Source organism: Corynebacterium marambiense (assembly GCF_016342275.1).
In the GTDB taxonomy this organism is placed as follows: Bacteria; Actinomycetota; Actinomycetes; order Mycobacteriales; family Mycobacteriaceae; genus Corynebacterium; species Corynebacterium marambiense.
This window is the reverse complement of sequence record NZ_JAEIOT010000005.1, coordinates 95,345-113,716: the sequence shown is the minus strand read 5'-3', so window position 1 is coordinate 113,716 and position 18,372 is coordinate 95,345. Positions and strand designations below refer to the sequence as shown.

The 18,372-nt window shown below is 61.9% G+C and carries 12 protein-coding genes, 1 tRNA gene and 7 pseudogenes; 6 read left to right on the top strand and 14 right to left on the bottom strand.

Annotated features, from left to right (window positions below; genetic code table 11):
* Window positions 1-108: 108 nt before the first annotated feature.
* From JDV76_RS03195 to JDV76_RS03175, 5 genes and pseudogenes are all read right to left on the bottom strand, one after another.
* Window positions 109-1,274 (bottom strand): annotated as a pseudogene (locus JDV76_RS03195) (IS3 family transposase).
* A 344-nt stretch (window positions 1,275-1,618) separates the two neighbouring features.
* A pseudogene (locus tag JDV76_RS03190) lies at window positions 1,619-4,141 on the bottom strand (ATP-binding protein); the annotation flags it as partial.
* 12 nt (window positions 4,142-4,153) lie between these two features.
* Window positions 4,154-4,381 carry a hypothetical protein gene (locus JDV76_RS03185; protein ID WP_198735442.1) on the bottom strand — a complete coding sequence of 76 codons (228 nt, stop codon included), beginning with the start codon at window positions 4,379-4,381 and terminating at the stop codon, window positions 4,154-4,156.
* A 325-nt stretch (window positions 4,382-4,706) separates the two neighbouring features.
* The gene (locus JDV76_RS03180; RefSeq protein WP_198735441.1) at window positions 4,707-5,177 is read right to left on the bottom strand and encodes a site-specific DNA-methyltransferase; all 471 of its coding nucleotides are present in this window, start codon (window positions 5,175-5,177) and stop codon (window positions 4,707-4,709) included.
* A gap of 259 nt (window positions 5,178-5,436) precedes the next feature.
* Window positions 5,437-5,682: a TRM11 family methyltransferase gene (locus JDV76_RS03175; protein ID WP_198735440.1), complete on the bottom strand. Its 246-nt coding sequence runs from the start codon at window positions 5,680-5,682 to the stop codon at window positions 5,437-5,439.
* Between the two features lie 474 nt (window positions 5,683-6,156).
* On the opposite strand from JDV76_RS03175, the gene JDV76_RS03170 reads away from it, so the two are divergent.
* Both JDV76_RS03170 and JDV76_RS03165 read left to right on the top strand, forming a co-directional pair.
* Window positions 6,157-6,450 carry a hypothetical protein gene (locus JDV76_RS03170; RefSeq protein WP_198735439.1) on the top strand — a complete coding sequence of 98 codons (294 nt, stop codon included), beginning with the start codon at window positions 6,157-6,159 and terminating at the stop codon, window positions 6,448-6,450.
* A 344-nt stretch (window positions 6,451-6,794) separates the two neighbouring features.
* A pseudogene (locus JDV76_RS03165) lies at window positions 6,795-7,300 on the top strand (DNA-processing protein DprA).
* A 108-nt stretch (window positions 7,301-7,408) separates the two neighbouring features.
* On the opposite strand, the gene JDV76_RS13010 reads toward JDV76_RS03165, so the two are convergent.
* Window positions 7,409-7,957: a polyketide synthase dehydratase domain-containing protein gene (locus JDV76_RS13010; protein ID WP_418884418.1), complete on the bottom strand. Its 549-nt coding sequence runs from the start codon at window positions 7,955-7,957 to the stop codon at window positions 7,409-7,411.
* Window positions 7,958-8,032: 75 nt separating this feature from the next.
* On the opposite strand from JDV76_RS13010, the gene JDV76_RS12480 reads away from it, so the two are divergent.
* On the top strand, window positions 8,033-8,524 hold the full coding sequence (locus JDV76_RS12480) for a hypothetical protein (RefSeq protein WP_232958813.1): 492 nt from the start codon (window positions 8,033-8,035) through the stop codon (window positions 8,522-8,524).
* 51 nt (window positions 8,525-8,575) lie between these two features.
* On the opposite strand, the pseudogene JDV76_RS13005 reads toward JDV76_RS12480, so the two are convergent.
* Window positions 8,576-9,304: pseudogene (locus tag JDV76_RS13005) on the bottom strand (ketoacyl-synthetase C-terminal extension domain-containing protein); the annotation flags it as partial.
* A gap of 5 nt (window positions 9,305-9,309) precedes the next feature.
* Window positions 9,310-10,337: pseudogene (locus tag JDV76_RS03150) on the bottom strand (beta-ketoacyl synthase N-terminal-like domain-containing protein).
* A gap of 198 nt (window positions 10,338-10,535) precedes the next feature.
* On the opposite strand from JDV76_RS03150, the pseudogene JDV76_RS03145 reads away from it, so the two are divergent.
* A pseudogene (locus JDV76_RS03145) lies at window positions 10,536-10,856 on the top strand (transposase); the annotation flags it as partial.
* Here the strand turns inward: JDV76_RS03145 and JDV76_RS12475 are convergent.
* The 6 genes and pseudogenes from JDV76_RS12475 to JDV76_RS03115 all read right to left on the bottom strand — a co-directional run.
* Window positions 10,857-11,727 (bottom strand): annotated as a pseudogene (locus tag JDV76_RS12475) (DDE-type integrase/transposase/recombinase); the annotation flags it as partial. It abuts the pseudogene before it with no gap.
* 263 nt (window positions 11,728-11,990) lie between these two features.
* A tRNA-Ala gene (locus JDV76_RS03135) sits at window positions 11,991-12,066 on the bottom strand.
* Between the two features lie 166 nt (window positions 12,067-12,232).
* Window positions 12,233-13,552, bottom strand: a complete 1,320-nt coding sequence (gene sepX, locus JDV76_RS03130) for a divisome protein SepX/GlpR (protein ID WP_198735433.1) — start codon at window positions 13,550-13,552, stop codon at window positions 12,233-12,235.
* A 136-nt stretch (window positions 13,553-13,688) separates the two neighbouring features.
* Window positions 13,689-14,393: a GNAT family N-acetyltransferase gene (locus JDV76_RS03125; RefSeq protein WP_198735794.1), complete on the bottom strand. Its 705-nt coding sequence runs from the start codon at window positions 14,391-14,393 to the stop codon at window positions 13,689-13,691.
* Window positions 14,394-14,421: 28 nt separating this feature from the next.
* The gene (gene glp, locus JDV76_RS03120) at window positions 14,422-15,711 is read right to left on the bottom strand and encodes a molybdotransferase-like divisome protein Glp (RefSeq protein WP_198735432.1); all 1,290 of its coding nucleotides are present in this window, start codon (window positions 15,709-15,711) and stop codon (window positions 14,422-14,424) included.
* A gap of 145 nt (window positions 15,712-15,856) precedes the next feature.
* On the bottom strand, window positions 15,857-16,768 hold the full coding sequence (locus JDV76_RS03115; RefSeq protein WP_198735431.1) for a UTP--glucose-1-phosphate uridylyltransferase: 912 nt from the start codon (window positions 16,766-16,768) through the stop codon (window positions 15,857-15,859).
* A gap of 85 nt (window positions 16,769-16,853) precedes the next feature.
* On the opposite strand from JDV76_RS03115, the gene JDV76_RS03110 reads away from it, so the two are divergent.
* On the top strand, window positions 16,854-17,483 hold the full coding sequence (locus JDV76_RS03110) for a 5-formyltetrahydrofolate cyclo-ligase (RefSeq protein ID WP_198735430.1): 630 nt from the start codon (window positions 16,854-16,856) through the stop codon (window positions 17,481-17,483).
* 37 nt (window positions 17,484-17,520) lie between these two features.
* Window positions 17,521-18,282: an SAF domain-containing protein gene (locus tag JDV76_RS03105; protein WP_198735429.1), complete on the top strand. Its 762-nt coding sequence runs from the start codon at window positions 17,521-17,523 to the stop codon at window positions 18,280-18,282.
* The last annotated feature ends 90 nt before the right edge of the window (window positions 18,283-18,372 follow it).

The window sequence follows — 18,372 nt, the reverse complement described above, 5'->3', positions numbered from 1 at the left end:
TTGCGAAAAACAAAATAGATCAATATTGATCCAGCAATAAGCCAGATCAAGTTTACAATTAGGATCGCACACATCAGGGGCTGGTGCACGATTGGGTGACGCGGGTAGTCACGCGGCTTGAGTGGCGGTGTGGGTCAGGATGGTCTCGTATTCGATGGAGGTCAAGCAGCTGAGGCGGTCTTGGCACCGGCGGCGGTGGTAGATGCGTTCGATCCAGTACACGATCGCCGGTCTCAGCTCGTCTCTGGTGGCCCAGGACTGTCGGTCGAGGACCTTGTTCTGCAGCAGGGAGAAGAAGCTCTCCATGGCGGCGTTGTCCCCGCATGCACCGACTCGCCCCATGGATCCGACGAGGCCGTAGTGGGCGAGTACGGCCTGCATCTTCGTGGATCGGAACCGCGATCCTCTATCGCTGTGTAGAACGCACCCGGTGATGTCACCTCGCCTGGCGACGGCGCTGTTGATGGCGTGGACCGCGGGGTGGGACTTCATGTGGGAGTCCATCGAGTAGCCGACACCCCGTCCCGAGTAGACGTCGTTGATCGCGCACAGGTAGAGCTTGCTCTCGCCGGTCGGGTGTTCGGTGATGTCGGTCAGCCACAGCTCGTTCGAGGCGTCGGCGGTGAACCCGCGGTTGACCAGGTCGTCCGTGGACGGGCGGTCCCGAACGCCTGTGCCTGCCCCTCCCTGGTCGGCTGATGGTGCTGGCCTATCCGGTGTCCTGACAGATCCGCCACGCGGTCCGGTGACACATCGACTCGCCAGCGGCGTGAGCCTCGTCGGCGAGGTAGCGGTAGTCGAACTCCGGGTCCTCCCGGTGGGCGTCGAACAGAGCATTCGCGCGATGGGCCTCGACGATCTCCGCATCGGTCACCTGGCGGGCGAGCCACCGGCAGTAGGGCTGGCGAGCGATCTCCAGTACCCGGCACGTCACCGCGACGGGGATTCCGTCGGCGGCGAGCTCGCTCACGAGCGGGTAGAGCCTTTTCCCGGCAGGTTCGCCTGCGAGAGGTAGGCCGCGGCGCGGCGCAGGAACTCTTTCTCCTGCTCGAGCATCCGTACGCGGCGCTTGAGGTCCCGGTTCTCCTTCGACTCGGCCGCCGTGTCCCGGGCTTGATTCCGGTTTCCACATCGGCCTTGTGCATCCACTTCGTCAGTGTCATCGGGTGGATCCCGAAGTCGGCGGCGATCTACTCGATCGTCACGCCGTCTTCGCGGGACCGAGCCACGCGAACGACATCGTCGCGGAACTCCTGGGGGTAGGGCTTGGGCACGGCAGTCACCCTCCCAGCCCCACCCCGAAGGGCAAGCCAGATCAGATGTCACCTACTAGTGCACCAGCCCCGAGGGGTCCGACTACGATATAGCCCACCGTCGCAGAGCGAGGTAGACGAGATCGTCCGCCGGTACGCCGCAGGTGAGTCACTTGAGCGAGTAGACTCCCAATTGGGGTTCTCTGCAGGAACGCTCAGAAACTGGCCGACAACAAGTGCGGTGGAGATCCGCAACTCTCATGGGCGCGAACGCAGATGCCCATCCGCGCGTGGCCCGTCGGTGGCGAAACGGGCTCTCGATCATATTCGAGGCGGCGCACATGAAGGTAAGCTCCGTAAACAGGCTAAGTATGTACGACGCGCTCAACCCCCAGGCGCCCAAACTGCTCCGAGGCGTCGTGGTTACGCGTGATTCCGGGCTTTAGATTATGCAGAGCACGCCACGGCGTACATGGTTCTGATCCCCCTTTTTGCCTCCACGGCAGGCCCACCAACTGACAACAAGGATCAGGCAACTTCTTCGGCAACTGCGCGACCTGGGCCAGAAGCGCCTCGCGAAACTTGTCCGGCCGTGCCCCAAGGAACACGTTGTCATTTTGCACACGAATGAGGTGAGGCGTAAGTATGTGCATACCTTGGAGTACCCTCGCCACATCCACCTTAGTCGGAAACTCCGAGCCGCTACGATCACGTATGGTTTTGGCAATAACTGGACTCGTCAGCATATCTGGGCTGTCAAATCCAATTTCTTCCAATGCATCGAAGATTTCAGCGTAGCTCAGACTCGGTGCTGTAGCGGAGTCAGCCAAGAAGTGATTAATGAACTCAGCAACCTTGTCGGGATCATACAGTTTGAAAACACCCCGAAGCTTTTCGAGGTCGAGTTGGCCTCGCTGAGTCGTCGCTATGACCAAGCGCCCGAGGTCAGCGGCAGTCATCGGCGTGATTGACTGAGTCTTGCACTCCTTCTGCAAAGCGCCGTCCTCAAAGCCCGGACCCACTACCAAGGTGTGGTCCGCCTTGTGGTCTTCTCTGTGACGGACTAGCCCATCCGTACTGACGTTTCCCGTCTTTACCTTCTTCTTCGAGGATGACTTCGCATCGTACGTGAAAGAGTAAGACGCCTTCTGCGAAGTCCGTCTGGGAGACAACGGAGCGACCGCCACGCCTTCTGGGTTGCCGCTCCCACCAAGTCTTTCGACTATGAAGCCAAGTGCTTCGAGCGCGTCGCCAAGAATGACTTCAAGAGCCTTGTCGTTTTTGTGGCTGGCCGCCTGGTCTAATAGCTCCGCAATCTGGAAACCGGTTCTACGACGGAGCCTAGCCAAGAGCCTAAGTAGCTGATCACGATAAAGCTCAACTTGTTGAGTCGTGCCTTGGTCGACCCCGAGTTGCGTCATATGAGCGGAGGTGAGCAGATCGGCCATGGCCTGATCCCGCAGAAGTAGCTTCAGTTCGTGACTGTCACCGTACTCCCGTACGAAGGGATGACTCTCGTTGACGATCACCTCACGAGACTCTAGGTCGTATTCAACGACCGGTCCGTCCGCTCCTCTTGGCATGAACTTAACATCCCGTACAATGTCGGAATGACTAGCTACTTCGTCCCACGAGACACGCTGCGCCTTCGTGGGTTCGTCATCCAACTTGGTAACGAACGACGGCAACTCACCGCTGGAGATGCCTTTCTCAATTGCCGACTTCAGCGGTTCAAAGGGAACCGTGCCCCATGCCTCTGTCAGAATGTCACCCGCATCGGGCCAATTCGCTTTGCTCGCCGCGTCGTACGTCGAACGCGCGTGGTTAAACATCGCCTTCAGTAGGCCGCGCACTATGTCGAGAGAACGGCCTTCAAGGAGTCCCTCACGGTTGATTGAGACGCTATCGTTCAATCCATCAATACGAACGGCCGCACGGAACCTTGCCCAAGCCGCGTGGTTCAGGTTGGAGAGTCCGAAATAGGGATCGTCCGGGTTGATTACTCGGCCAAGGATGTTCACGAAGAATCCATTAGACGACTCAAGGATGTTGCTCTTGCCCTGCGAGATGGGATCCTTGTACAGAGTAAAAGAACCGGTGGCAACACCCAGCTCCGGTATCACAAGATGCGGATAGCCATCATCAGAGAGCATAAGCTCTAGATCTTTACCCTTCTCCTCGTTGCGACGATCGGGGGAAATCCGCTTGATGGGGAAATCTGGCCCCAGCGTCCATGAATCCATCTTCTCGATTTCGATCTTGCTCGATTCCAACTGCGTTCCATTGAAGTGAATCGAGAATGTCGACCCGAGCGGGAGGCTCGTGCGGAGCATCCTTTTCAAAATCCCACTCTTGATGCGGCGTCCCTCCTCCTTTAGGGAGGTCATGATTGCAAGAGTCCAGGTCCCCTGCGGGGCGGGCGGACTAATCTCTTGACCACCATACTCATCCGAAGATCTCCAGTTCGGCGGCGAACCGAGGGCTTGAATCTCGCTCCAAATATCTGAGCCGCTGTGAATCTTGGCGATCACATCACGTAAGTCTTGCTCACTTACTTCACGCACCGGCAAGGGTACGGGGTCGATGTGCAGCGCATTCGGCTCGCCGTTCCCAATCCAGCGGTAGTCCATAGACACTACGCGAATCACACCATCCGACGCCCGACAAACGTACGTGAGCTGATGAGCAAGCAAATACGTCGCGAGCTTGCCGATCCCGAACTTTCCGATCTGAGGCCGCGGGGCACCGGCACGCGCCGACTTCTCGCTCGTAGCTACAGACCAGAGGCGCTTGAACCCCTCGACGTCCATCGACTCGCCGTTGTCCAGTACCCAGATAGCAGAATCAGGGTCCGAGGGGTCATCAGGCAAGCCGATTCTGACATCCGTAGCACCCGCATCCTAGCTGTTGGAAATGAGCTCCTCGAAAGTCTTGTTCGGCGAGGTGTAGAGCTGATTGCTGAAGAGCTCAAGGAATTGCGGACCGATCGTGACCTTTACATCTGCATCAGGGACCTCACTGCCGGACAACCCAAAACTGGAAACCACCTGGGATTCAGCCGCGCTTACAGGCCGCGCTTCGTCGTCATCAGTCTCACGCGCGTCAATGGACGCACACGGCTCAGCCATGGTGCGCCACCCACTTCGGGTTTGCAATGCCCTGCTTCCCGCGAGATCTAGAGTGCGCCATCACGACGCTCCCCTTCGGTACCACGTAAGCAAGACTCTTTGATTGTGTTTTCTTCATCGGAATCAAGTCCTTTGCACTGTCAGGACGACTTCAGTTCGCATGCGCTTAGCCATCGACGAGGCTGCATTGCTGGTGCGCACGGGCAGGTACCGCCTATTCTCCGGGAGTTCACGCTCCGTCCTCTCGCACACCGAGAACCCCGCCCCTTCGTAAGCCTGTCGCACTAGAACATCATTCTGAATGTAGTTTCCACGCAGCGTTGAATTACCGATCACCGTAACTACCTCCGCCCCCCTGCCTGCACACGCGATGAAGTTCGCGAGAGAACAGAGTGAGGTCGTGGGCATATCTCACAATGGTGGCCAAAGGTAGCTTCGTCGCATCATTTGCGGAGTCTTCGATGAAGGACACCATGTCATCGACCTGCTTGAGCGCTTCACCATCGAGCGCGCGATCAGCTCCGATGCTGTTAGATCGAATCTTCCGCAGTTCAGGGATAGTGTGACCGAACCAGATCAGAGACATCTTGTGCCCCCGCATGTAGTCGATTGCGTTGAGATACGGCGGCGACGTGATAACTAAATCGACGGATGCATCAGGTAGATCAAGCGCTCGCGCATCTCCCCTGTTCACCTTCACTTGTCCAACCATCGAACGCTGGTCGAGCAGTTTCGTGAGGCTCGCGACGGAGCCTTCGAACCCCCGGTACACGTCGTAACTAGATTCGGTCGCCACTCGGTGGGGCCTGCTGTGCGACGTATCGGCGGCCAGCGAAGCTTTGGGGGCCTTCGTGACGATGACCCGACTCAGGGCTACTTGGAGTGCTTGCCGGACAGCATCGTCGCGAACCTCGTCCAACTCGCGCGAAAGCCGATTGAGCTGACTACGCTGCGTCGCTGTGAACCAGTATTCAGCGAACTTCTGCGTCTCTGGATCATCCCACCGCGGCTTATCTAGGCTTGACGCTCGCGCGAGCGCGCAGACACGCTCGGCCTCAGCGACGACATCCTCTATTACTGACGGCCTGGGTCGCGACCGAGCTCATGAGGACAGCGAGAGGATCGACATCGAATCCACGTGCTGCGTGGCCTCTGTCGGCCGCTGCCGCGAGAACTGTCCCTGATCCGCACATCGGGTCAAGGACCACCAGCTCGGACTCGCCTTCGATGGAGCCCAAGTGGTCGATGGCGATGTCCGGTGCCATCCTGGCGGGGAACGGGTGGATCGTCCTAGCACCCATCAGTACTCCTTCGACTCGTACATTCCGGCACGAGCAGGCATGCTCCTAAAGGCCGTTCACCCTGTATCATGCCAGGTGCGCGACAGCCAGGTCAACGAAGCCTGCCGTGTCCTACATCTTCGACGCCTTCCGTCCGCACAGACCACACCCGACGAAGCCGGGGAGCGGAGGCAGCATGCCGAGTCTCAACACGCGCCACTGCTACCGCCGGAGGTGTGGCCGCCAGAGTGGTGGGAAGGAACCGTTGCCAGCTCAAGTCCGTGGCCCCGAGAAGGTGGCGCCGATGGAGGTGGCCGCCGGGTGAGGGTGCGTTCCTGGAAGACTCTTTCAGAACCGCGCAGGCGAAGATATCCTCGTTACCGGTGACCTCTACCTGCGTGACCCAACGTCGGATGTGGTGGGACGACCAGCTGGCTTCGGCCGAGCGGTCCTTCTTGTTTCCTTTTCGCCGGAGACGAGGAGAAGACTGTGCCCATGTTCCGCCTGATCTGGATCACCAACATCCACCCGCGTGACTTCCTGCACCGCTACATGCCGACCAAAATCGTCGTAGACAAGCCCCGCCCGCGTCGCAATTTTAAGTGGGGCGTCCCAGAGATGCTGCTGACCATCCCGTATCTCGTGGTCGCGGACACCATGACGATTCTCATCGGCCACGGTGCGCCAGGTGGTTCCACCTGCTGGTGCTGCTGTGCATCTGGAACTCGTTCAAGGCCCTCCCATCGGCCCGGTGAGCGTGGTGCTGTTGGCGCGAACCCGCGCTGCTGAGCATCGCGACCGGTATATGCTGTCACGTTCGCCAGGCCTTACGGCCTGACAGCCGCGCGAGATTCGCAGGCTGTGATGGTGCACCTGCTCGGCAAATTTTGTTCGAGAGGGAGCGGTCACGTCTAGTGTCGCTGATCTCGGTGTTGATGAACGTCGAGCCCGGGTGGTGCTAGCGCTGTTGGCTGAGCCCGATGATCCCGTCACGGGAGCACTGCTGCGTCGCGTGGGTGTGGTTGAGACGCTCGGACTGCTCGACACCGACACTAACTTCCAGAACTGGACCTGGTCGATGGTCAGATATGGCCTGACCGCCTCACCACACCGGGCAGACTGGAAAGGTCCTGATGAGGGTCGAGGAGAACGGGATCGCCACCCTGATCCCGGGTGATGCGCACTGGCCCCAAACATTGAAGGACCTCGACGATCGTGCCCCATCCATTCTGTTCGTGCGGGGCCCGACGTCTTTCTTAGCGCGACCAGTAAACGATCTCGTGACATTCACGGGTTCTAGCACCGCCTCCGCGTATGGAGAGCATGTCGCAGGCGAGCTGGCAGACGACCTCGCGAACCGGGCGACGCCTACGGCGTTAAAGCCGCTGTACACCGCGCGACTTTGGCTGAGGGTGGTGACACGATCATGGTGCTCGCTGGCGGTGTGGACTACCCCTACACGATTGGCGATCGTGACTTGCTGGAGCGGGTGGGTGATGCGGGTGCGCTGGTCAGTGAGCTTCCTACCGGATCTGTGCCGACGAGGCATCGGTTCCTGGCCCGCTCCCGACTGTTGGGAGCCATGTCAGCGACGACGGTGGTCGTCGAGGCTGACGCTAGGTCGGGGGCGCTTCCGTGATGGACCTTCAGCAACACGTCGCCAAGGCCGAAGTCCTCCTCTGATCTAATGACGAAGGCGCCCCCAAGATGGGGCTTGCAGCCGAGGGCCCCGCGGACCTGTCTGGCATCACCCAGATAGGGGCCAAGCAGGGAATCGTGCTGCCACTTTTCCCAAGAGACGTCTGAGGGACGACCTGTCCGTCCCCGCCATCGTGGAATGACGTTCCCGGGACCGGCACTGCGAGAAGTCCTTGGACCATGATGCACAAGCCCTGCTCGTCGTGAACCATGACATCGTACAAGGCACTCCGCCCCTGGTGGTGCCGGGATCGCAGCCTTGCATGGACGAAGACTTCCTCGGCAGGCCAGCGGTACAGGGCATCCGTTCGATCGACTGGGGAACCTGAGGGACAGATTCTGCGTGCGCTAGTGCCAAGAGAGGATGCAGCATGCTGTCGAGAGCCGGTGCAGAGCTCCAGCTGGAACCTTCGGACGCATCGCGCTGAAGGTCGGCGGGGACAGCCACTGTGGCCACTGCCTCGTCACCCGATGGAGAGATCCACAGCCTGGTCATGCGTTGGTAGTCGGGGCCGAAGGCTAGCCCATGGCTTGCTGCCTCCGCATAAACGGAAGCAGGATCGACGCGGAGCGTGCAACGTGTGCTGGCGCGATCCACCCCACTAGAGCCGACATTGTCGAGGCCCTCCGCGAGCACCACCTTCCCCGTCGAATGCACCGTCACCGGATCCCCATGGTGAGACAGAACCCGGCCCCTGTCTCCTGCCTCGGAGGCCACCACGGCGTGCGTCGGCTGGCCCCGATCCGCCAAAAGTGGCCTGATGAGTCTGATGCATTCCACGGACCACCCCCCAAGGGCCGTGGCGCCCGCCATTGCCTGGACGTGAGCCACGCCCGGAACGACAGAGCGACCATTCACAACGTGCTGGGAGACCACGGGATCGTCGGGATGAAAGACGACGGGGACGCCCTCGCCCCATGTTTGTGGGACTTCGTCCGCCGCCTGCGGTTCGCCCTCCCCTACCCAGTAGCTCTCCCTCTGGAAGGGATATCCCAGCAGATGGATGCGGCGACCGCCAGAACCTTCGCCGAAGCGCGCCTCCTGGTCCACCGCTCCGCCATCCAGCCAATCGGCGACCGCTCTGGCCCTGTTATCCGCCTCGAAGGCGCCCAGCTGGTAGGCCGTGTCGGGGACACCGTTCTCCTCCAACCAAACCAGTCGTGACCGAAGCTCACCATTCGTGGCCACCATAAGGGCGACCCTGATAGGAAGGGACTCCCGACCGGCGGCAAGCGTCCACGCGATGTCGATCAGCCGTGGAGCAGGAGCTTTTCGGCCTAGGTGCTCGCGGAGCCTCCGTGCGCAGCGGCGCAGGTCGTCTGCAGTGCGTGCCGAGATCAGGACGATGCTGTTGCCCTGGGGCGTTGGGCTGAGGACCTCATCGTCATCTTCGAAAGACTCAAGCACCAAGCTGGCATTGGTGCCACCCGCGCCAAAGGAACTCACCGTGGCCCGTCGGGGTCTTTCGTCGACGGGTTGCCATGGCTCTACCTCGCGTTGCACGCGGAATCTCGAGTTTTCCCAGTCGATGTTGCGATTCGCCGGTTCGCAGTGGAGGGTGGGGACCAAGGTGTGGTGCTGCATTTGCAGCACGCACTTCACGACACCCACCGCCCCAGCGGCGGCCTCAAGATGTCCCATGTTGGACTTCACCGAGCCGATAGCACAACTCCCAGGGACCATGTCAGGTCCGAAGGCGCGTTCGAGCCCCTCGATCTCGATCGGGTCTCCCAAAGCAGTACCGGTGCCGTGGGCCTCCACGTATGAGATCGAAGCTGGATCGACGCTGGCCGCGTCCAAGGCCCGCGCGACCACGGCGCTCTGTGCGCGCGGCCCGGGTACGGTGTACCCGTTGGTCCGCCCACCATGGTTGACGGCAGTTGACCGGATAACGGCACGTACCGGATCCTCGTCCCGGCAAGCCGCGGATATGGACTTTAGCACGAGGGCTACGGCACATTCCCCGGGACGTAGCCGTCGCCCCCTTCGCCGAAGGCTCGGCACCTGCCGTCGGAGGACAAGAACCTGCTCTGCGACAGGGCGACATACTTGGCAGGATGCAACGAGAGGTTCACTGCACCGGTGATGGCCACCAGCGACTCCCCCTGTGGATGTTCTCGCAGGCTTCGTGCAGTGCAACGAGTGAGGAGGAACATGCGCTGTCAATTGTCATGCTCGGACCGTTCAGGTCGAGGAAGTAGGACACGCGATTAGCGACTGACCAGTAAGAGGAAGTTGGTGAGACCATGTTCCCCTTGGCCCACTGCTCCATGCCGAGAAGTTGGTACTGGCCGGAAGTGACTCCTACGAAAACACCAACACGATGCTCACCATCGACCTCAGCACTGTTCCGAAGCATTCGTGGAGTCAGCGCTGCATCCTCCATGGCATGCCAAGTCGTCTGGAGGAAGAGACGTTCCTGTGGGTCCAAGAACTCGGCCTCCCGCGGAGAGATCTCAAAGAACAGTGGGGCGAACTCTGCGACCCCCTCCAGGAATCCACCCCATTTCCCGTTGGTTCGGCCGGGCGTCGCGGGACGCTTGGAGTACCACCGTTCGTTGTCCCAACGCTCCTTGGGAACCGATGTGACAAGGTCCTGCCCGGTGAGCAGCTTGTCCCACAACTCATCTACGTCACGAGCGCCGGGGAACAGGCCCGCCATGCCGATGATGGCGATGTCTTCCCGAGCCGAGGTATGACCTTGCTGGGCAAGCCTGATGTCGGCACCCAGCAGCGGTTGCGATGGCGCGCTGCCGAAGGCCTCTGGGTAGTCAGCCGCGAGCTTTCCCGCCAGCTCACGGATAGTTCGGTGCTCGTAGAACTGTGAAGTCTGCTGAGGCCCCAAGCGCGCCTCCATGGCCACCCCTAAGCGGCGTAACATCAGGGAGTCGATCCCGAGGAGGTCGAAGGAGGCGTCGGGGTCCACGCTTCCCTCCGGGAAGCGTGCGGTCTGCTCGACCAGCCCCGTCAGCCACATGACCGCGTGCTCCTTGCCAACAGGCGCGCGGGGAGGAGCGACTTGGCCATTCACCTTGCGGAGCGGTGTGGCGGTGATACTGACCCGCGCGGGCGGGGTTCCGTCCTCGCGGAGGTGCGAGCGAAGAAAACAGCGAAAACGAGGCAGGTCCCCGAACAAGGGAAAGGCTTCGACACAGACGAGGACGGTGTCCCGATCGAATTGCACCTGGTGATGGACAACTACGCCGCCCACAAGCACGCGAACGTCCGTGCCTGGCTGACCCGGCACCCGCGGTTCGTCGTGCACTTCACCCCGACCCACGCATCGTGGATGAACCTCGTCGAGGTCTGGTTCGGCATCGTCTAGCGCCAAGCCATCCGCCGCGGAGTCTTCAAGTCCGTCAAGGACCTCAACGCCAAGATCCGGACCTTCATCGACGGCTGGAACGACCGATCCCACCCCTTCGTCTGGACCAAGACCGCAGACCAGATCCTCGCGAAGCCCAACCGTCCAACAACTTCAAATCCGCGCCACTAGTTCGGAGGTAGAGCAGTGGGCGTAGACCCACCCGTCAACCATCGTACGGTGGAAACATTCGATCCTGCCATTGGTTTGGGGCCGGTAAGGCCGAGCCTTCTTCATGGTGATGGCGAGTTGGTCACACACGGTTGACCAAAGCCGGGATGCGTAGGCGGAGCCGTTGTCAGACAGAACCCGTTCAATGGTCACGCCTCGAGCTGCGAACCGGTCCACGGCACGAACCAGGCCCCGACTGCAGTCGCGGCAGTCTTATCGTCATGGATCGTGCAGTAAACAACTCGGGAGTGGTCATCACTGACGGAACGGAACATGTTCCAGCAGTGGCTGGCGATATTTGTTCTTCTTCCGGCCAGACGCTGCGCTGATGGTTCCACGCACCTTGTGGGTAGCCGACGAACCGCCAGCCCCGGTCATCGGGAATGATTCCCGGCTTCTTTATGTCGACATGGACCAGGGTGCCAGGATGGTCATGTTCATCACGCCGGACCGATTCGCTGGTGGCTCGGTCGATCTGGCTCGACCTGTTCAGCCGGGCGCTGGCCAGGATTCGATGCACCGTTGGATGCACCGTTGACGGTGTGATCCCGGTTCGGGCAGCAAGCTGGATTGGCTGTTCCCGCAATCTGAGTCGTCGTGAAATGACTCGTGCCGCGACTTGGTGTGGGGGTTTGTTCGGGGACGGGTGTGGCCGTGAGGAATGGTCTTTCATTGGCTTACCGGTGTGATACTGGTCGGCCTAGCGTTTCACTGTTGACCATGAACACTGGAACCTCGTGGCGACCTCGTTGATTGGTGCACGCTAATTCACTATGAGCATTGTGATACCGAGATGGGCGCGGGGAGTTAGTGCTGCGTTAGCGTGGGGCATAAGAAGGTCTTTCTGGCTGTTGGGACTGTCGCAAGCACCACTCAGCCAGCAAGGCTCTTCCTTTGGGTTATCAGCTCAACAGATCACACGCCCTCAACCAACCTGTTCGACGACGATCTAAACCTCGTTGCGGTGTCGATGTCCAAGTTGATCCTGGACTCCGGGCACCACCTGAATCGTTAAGCGCACGGAAAAGCGTACGCACATGAAAGAAGCGGCACCTCCCGTTGTCTGGAAAGTGCCGCTTACCTTGTTTTTCTTTGTGGTGGAGCTAAGGGGAATCGAACCCCTGACCTCCTCGATGCGAACGAGGCGCGCTACCAACTGCGCTATAGCCCCTGGCGGTGTACCCCTTGGAAACACCTGGGAACCAAGTACTAGATCAACCAGACCACTCGGTACTGGTGGACATGTTACGCCCACTGGCCCGGCGACACAATTTGGCTTCGATGCACCGGAATCGGCGCCTGTGAGCTCGCCCAACCGGTGTCGCCCGGTTAGCTGATCAGCCTGCCCTGCGTGGGTGGTAGGCCGCTATATCGATGACGGTGTTCTCGTCCGTTCCGGTGCCCGCATAGCCTTCGTGAAGTTCGAGCTCATGGAAGTCGGGGCTCTCGTCGTCGATCTCCACGACGATGGCGCCGGGGCGCCGGAGGCGTGCGGGGACTCCGAGTTCGGCGTCGGCGGCGTTCCGTACGCCGAGGCGTGCGCGGCGGATCTGGCGGATGCGGCGAGCGCGGAGTTCCTGTTCGGCCCTGACCTGGGTGCGCAGCGCGTAAAGGTACATGCCGAGCAGTAGCCCCACTGCCGCTGGAACGAGCCACGACAGCCCACCGAACAGGAAACCGATCCCCAGCCCGGCGAGCAGGAGCACCGCGAGGATGATCAGGATGCGTTGACGCCGGTGGAACCGGGCTGCGGCGTAGGCGTCGTGGGTCTCGGGGTCGAATCCGCCGCGTCCACGTCTACGGGCGGCGAAGGCGATGTCTTCGTCGGTGAGTTCCGGTTCGGCTTCCTCAATGTCATCGGCAGCCTTGATCATGTGCGGTTCATCGCCGTAGTCGTAAGCCTCGCCGGTGTCATCGGCGGGCCGGTAGTCCCCCGCCGGGTGCAGGAGATCAGCAGGATCGGAGTAGGCGTCATCGTGGTGGAAGGGTTCTTCGTCGTCATCGTCGAGGTCGGTGGCGGGAATCACCACGATGTCCCTGGTCTCGGACTGAGCGGCGAGTGCAGGCAGCTCCGCAACCACCTCTCCCTCGAGAATCTCGATGGTGTCTTGCTCAGTCGGACGCGTCCTGGTGCGCATGCGGCTGCGGATCTCCGCAGCCGCCGCTCTACGGCGTTCGCTCAGAGTGGGGTGCCCGGAACGCTCATCTGTGTCTTCCGTCCCTGGGCGGTCCTCGTCATCGGCGACCGTACCCCAGCGGAACAGGCTGGTGAAGAAACGCCTGATCCCGAAACCACCCGCCCCGCCGTCGTGGGACTCCCTGGCACTGGTGACACTGTGGCTCCCGGTGTCGGAATCGCCGAGCTCAACGTCATCAACGCCCGGCTGCACGATGGTGTTCTCCTCCTCATCAAGGATTTCATACTCTCGGGGAGGATTCGCGGTCCCGGTTGGGTCCTCGTGTCCACGCACCTCGGTGGGGTTGAGCCGTGGGCGACGGCGGGGCGCTGGCCTGGCACTGTCCCCTGAGAAGACGATACGGGTGTCGTCGAGACCGTCGCCCGCGTGCCGGATGGGTCGCCGGCCACGGAGCACGAGTGGAAGGAGCACAAACAGCCAGACCGCGACCATCAGGCCGATGACGATTGTTCCGAACATGAGCGTTTGCCCACCTTCCACTTGGGTACAACAGAATGACGGGCAGGGTGACCTGCCACTTCTCCCCCACAGTAGCCGTGTCCGATGGGGCCGCCCGGTAGGCACGCCGGGTGTTCCCGTGCCCGTGAAACCGGTCTCACATTGTCTTTCCGAGGATCCTGCCGCTGTTGGTCAGCCGTTCCACGCAGGAGTCGAGGAACTCCCCATCGGTCAGTGCCACGAGATGGTGGTCCCGCCAGTCACCATCGATGTGGAGGCACCGCACGAGGTAACCCTCCTCACGAAATCCATTGATCGCGAGGACCCTTCCTGATGCCGGGTTCGCGGGAAGGTAGGTAGCCGTGACACGGTGGACGCCGACTCTGGTGAAGGCGTGGTCGGTGCCGAGCGCAACCGCTGCCGTCGCGACGCCCCGGCCCGCATAACGACTGGACACCCAGTACCCGATCCAGCAGTCGGAGACGACACCGTGCTGGATGTTACCGAGGGTCAGCTGACCGGCGAAGTGTCCGTCGCATTCGATGGCCATGGGAACCAGCACACCGGTGTTGGCCATGGTCCGCAGGGTCAGGAGCAGTTGCCACCAGGCGGACCGGTCGTGTGCGCGTTCCCAAGTGCCGGGGACGGTGGGCTCGACGGGGCGGAGGATCTCGATGTCCTCGGTCCGCATGGCAGACCACGCGCCGGCATCGCTACGGAGCAGGGGACGCAGTCGGACGAGGCTACCGTCGGAGATCATGACACGGTCGGTGACCTCCGGCCAGCCGGGGTGGTCGGGATGAGGACCGCTACCGGCGCGTCGTTCCGCGTGGCCGAGTGCGAGACCGAAGGGATCAATCATGTGTTGGCCTGCCTCGTCGTCGACCCGTTCACTGACTCTGGGAGAGGAAGAGGACATCGACGACGTCTCCGGGCCGGATCGCGGTGATCTCCTCGGGGATCCGGATCATCGCGTTCGCCGCGCCCATTCCAGCGAGCAGGTGGGCAGGCGCGCCGCCGGCACCGCCGAGTCCCTCGACGAGGTAGTCATGTGTCTCGGCGTCGCGCATGAGCTGGGCACGGATGAGTCCGCGACGTCCCTCCCGCGAGGTGATCCGGTTGAGAGCCCGCGCCTTGACGGTTCGGCGGGTGGCGTTGCGTTTGCCGAGTGAGAGCCTCACGACTGGCCGGATGAACGTCTCAAAGATGACCAGTGCGGACACCGGATTTGAGGGCAGGAGGAACACGGGGATCCCTTCCTCACCGAGGAGCCCGAACCCCTGCACGGATCCGGGATGCATGGCGACCCGGGTGGTGTCGATGTCGCCGATCTCGGAGAGCACCCTGCGGATCGTCTCGGAGCCGGCGCCGCCGACGGCGCCCGAGATGACGATGATCTCACTGCGTAGCATCTGTCCTTCGATGATCTCGCGTAGCCGTCGAGGTTCACCGGCCGCGATTCCGACGCGGTGGACGTCCGCTCCGGCCTCGCGTCCGGCGGCCGCGAGGGCGTAGGAGTTGACGTCGTAGACCTGTCCGCGGCCCGGCTCCCGGTCAATGTCGACGAGCTCGGCGCCTGCTGAGATAACGGACATCCGGGGACGGGGATAGACGAGTACCTTCGAGTGTCCGACTGCGGCTAGGAGCCCGATCTGTGCGGGACCGAGGACGCTGCCCGGTGACACCGCGACATCGCCTTCTCTGATGTCGTCGCCGATTTTGCGCACGAATTCCCCGGAGCGGACGGGCCGTTCAGCGGTCATCCTCTTGTGTCCGCGGTCCGACCACGCGAGCGGGAGGACGGCATCGGCGAGGGTAGGTAGCGGCGCTCCGGTGTGCACACGGACAGCCTGTCTCGGCTGCAGCCTGAGTGGCTGCTGGGAACCAGCGGGAACCTCGCCGACGACGGGAAGCGATGTGGCGTTCCGCGTCGATTCTGGGGATCGGTCATCTTTGTCGGTGGTCAGCTCCGGGGCGCCGATTCCGCGTTCCCCTCCGACGTCGACGGCGCGGACGGCGTATCCGTCGATTGCCGCCTGGGTGAATCCGGGGAGCGGCCGGGTCGCCTGGACTTCTTCTGCGCACATGAGACCGAGTGCCTCAGAGATGGCGATGCGAACCGGTTCCGGCGTAACCGCGGCGCGGGTCACGAGGGACAGCTGTTGTTCGACGGAACGCACTCGCTTCGTCTCCTTCCCGACGGACACGGAGTTGATCACCGCGTCTTTTCGCCGTCATTGTAGTGCGGCGACACCGTTTCGGGGTGCCATCGAACGCGGAAACCCCGAGTGTCGCGGATTGTCCGCTCGTTGATCCCCTGCGCGGCTAGTCGGATTCGAGGAGATCGGCGACCCATCTGCGGAGCGACGGGCCGTATTCCGGGTGGTGGATTCCGTAGTCCACGCAGGCCCGGATGTATCCGCCCGGGTTCCCGAGGTCGTGACGACGTCCCTCGTGGACGACGATGTGAACGGGGTGTCCCTCGGTGATCAGGAGTTCGATCGCGTCGGTGAGCTGGAGTTCGCCCCCCTTGCCTGGTTCGATCCTGCGGAGCGCGTCGAAGATCTCCCTGTCGAGCAGGTACCGTCCGGTGGCGACGAACGTTGAGGGGGACTCCTCCTGGGTCGGCTTCTCAACCATGCCGAGGACACGCTTCACATCACCCCTATCGGTGTCGACATCCTCGATGTCGAACACACCATAGTTGCTCACCTGGTCCGGTTCGACCTGGAAGGCGCAGAGCACGCTGCCGCCGAGTTCGGCGCGAACCTCGGCCATTCGTTTCATCACCCCGGTGGGGAGCACAAGATCATCGGGGAGCATGACGGCGACGACGTCCTCGTCGTCGTCCAGCACGTTTTCGGCGAGACCGACCGCGTGTCCGAGCCCGAGCGGTTTGTCTTGTTCAACGGGTACCGCACGAATCAGGGAGGGGGCGCGGCGGACTTTGTCCAGCTGCTCGTCTTTACCGCGTTCCTCGAGCGTGCGCTCAAGTTCCGGTTGCGCCCGAAAATGTGCGAGAACTCCCTGCTTCTTCGGTGCGGTGATCACTGCAAGCCGAGAGGCCCCCAGTTCGGCCGCCTCCTCAGCGATTAACTCGATACCCGGAGTGTCTACGACCGGGAGGAGTTCCTTCGGGACGGTCTTTGTCGCGGGAAGGAAACGGGTCCCCAGGCCCGCTGCGGGGACAACAACCGTCTTCACCGCATGCTTGTGCAACTTCATCGGCTTGCTCATATCTCGAGCCTACCGGGCGTGTATAACAAAACGGACAATGCATACCCCGGTGGGTGTGTCACTCCGGGGATTAGGATCATTTGACATGGATATTCGCGTGCCACAGCCTTCACTCAATCCCTTCGGCGTCCCCAGTTATTCGAAGGATCGGCTCCGGCGCACACTTCTCGACGCCCGCGAGTCACTACCTGTGGAACAACGTCGCGGCCTGGATACACGTCTGATTGCTGGAGCCCTCCGCCTGGTCCAATTGTCCCGACCCACAGAGATCGCCGCATACTCGCCGATGCCGGGCGAACCCGGCGGCGATGAGCTGGTGGAGGCGTTGCTGTCGGTGGTTCCCGGGGTCTGGCTGCCCGTTAGCGGTTCCGACGGTCGACTCGAGTGGGCACTCTGCGAATCTGCCGAAGAGCTACACCGGGGACGCTTCGGGATCGCTGAACCGGTAGGTCCCAGGGTAGGCGCCGTTCCAGGTAACGTGGAACTTCTACTGTGTCCCGCGCTCGCCTGCTCTGTGGACGGAGTTCGACTCGGCCGAGGTGCCGGATACTTCGATCGTGCGCTGGCCGATGTGGATCGGAGCCGGTGCCGGATCATCGCATTGATCTACGATTCCGAGCTCCTCGGGGAGCTTCCCGCAGAGGCACATGATGCCCCTGTGGACGGGGTTCTCACTCCGGGCGGATTCCACAGCTGCACACCGTGCGGGACGTAGCGGGGAACCTCGTTCGAGAAGCGACCGTCCTACGAACATGAGGAACACCGGCAACGACAGGAACGGATACACGACGAAAGACGTCATACCGCGATGGCGATTCGCCGTCACACGGATCCGTACACCGGGTTGGCGGCGGCACCGTGCGTTCCGCCAGGCAACGGCACTCATTCTCATCGTATTGTCCGCCGTCACCGCTGTCTCATCGACGAGAAGCAGCGACCCGTGGGCAGTCACACTCATCCGCCCGGTCACTGCTGGTACGGAACTCAGCATCGAAGACCTGGATTTGGTGCGGGTACCTCGCAGATTGCAACCCGACGGCACTCTTCCTTCCGTCGATGCCGGGGTCGGACGGATCATCGTGGCATCGGGGAATCCGGGACAGATTCTCACCACCACCCTGTTGGTCGATCCCGAGTCGACCGCGCGGCTGCTGGGGCAAGCGGAACAAGGTTCTGACCGGGGTAGACCGACTCTCGTGCCGCTGCGGCTCGCGGATCCCGCGGTCGTGCCCTTCCTCATCCACGGCGATACAGTTACTGTCCTCGCGGCGGACGACGGATCCTCCGTCACGGACACCGACCGCGGTACACCGGGGGTGGCACCGGAGTTCCGCGTCGTCGCAGAGGAGGCACGAGTGGTGCTGGCAGGCACACCCGCGGGCGCCCGAGGTCAGGACGCCGCAACTGTGCTCCTCGCGCTGCCGGAGCAGGACGCCCGCGCCGTCGCCGCGGTGTCGTTGATGTACCCCGTCACCGTCGTTCTGACGGGATCACGGGCAGTCGCGGCGGAGTAGCCGGACCAGACAGTCTAGAGTGTGCACGTCACCTCAGCGTCACCAACGCGAAGTCAGAGGAGGACATCGTACTACTCACTCAATTTAGGA

What these genes read in the sequence shown, in the direction of transcription:
- JDV76_RS03185 (WP_198735442.1), bottom strand. Translation starts at nt 4,381, where the DNA reads ATGGCTGAGCCGTGTGCGTCCATTGACGCGCGTGAGACTGATGACGAC.
- JDV76_RS03175 (WP_198735440.1), bottom strand. Translation starts at nt 5,682, where the DNA reads ATGGGTGCTAGGACGATCCACCCGTTCCCCGCCAGGATGGCACCGGAC.
- JDV76_RS03170 (WP_198735439.1), top strand. Translation starts at nt 6,157, where the DNA reads ATGTTCCGCCTGATCTGGATCACCAACATCCACCCGCGTGACTTCCTG.
- JDV76_RS12480 (WP_232958813.1), top strand. Translation starts at nt 8,033, where the DNA reads ATGGTGAGACAGAACCCGGCCCCTGTCTCCTGCCTCGGAGGCCACCAC.
- sepX (WP_198735433.1), bottom strand. Translation starts at nt 13,552, where the DNA reads ATGTTCGGAACAATCGTCATCGGCCTGATGGTCGCGGTCTGGCTGTTT.
- JDV76_RS03125 (WP_198735794.1), bottom strand. Translation starts at nt 14,393, where the DNA reads ATGATTGATCCCTTCGGTCTCGCACTCGGCCACGCGGAACGACGCGCC.
- JDV76_RS03115 (WP_198735431.1), bottom strand. Translation starts at nt 16,768, where the DNA reads ATGAGCAAGCCGATGAAGTTGCACAAGCATGCGGTGAAGACGGTTGTT.
- JDV76_RS03110 (WP_198735430.1), top strand. Translation starts at nt 16,854, where the DNA reads ATGGATATTCGCGTGCCACAGCCTTCACTCAATCCCTTCGGCGTCCCC.
- JDV76_RS03105 (WP_198735429.1), top strand. Translation starts at nt 17,521, where the DNA reads ATGAGGAACACCGGCAACGACAGGAACGGATACACGACGAAAGACGTC.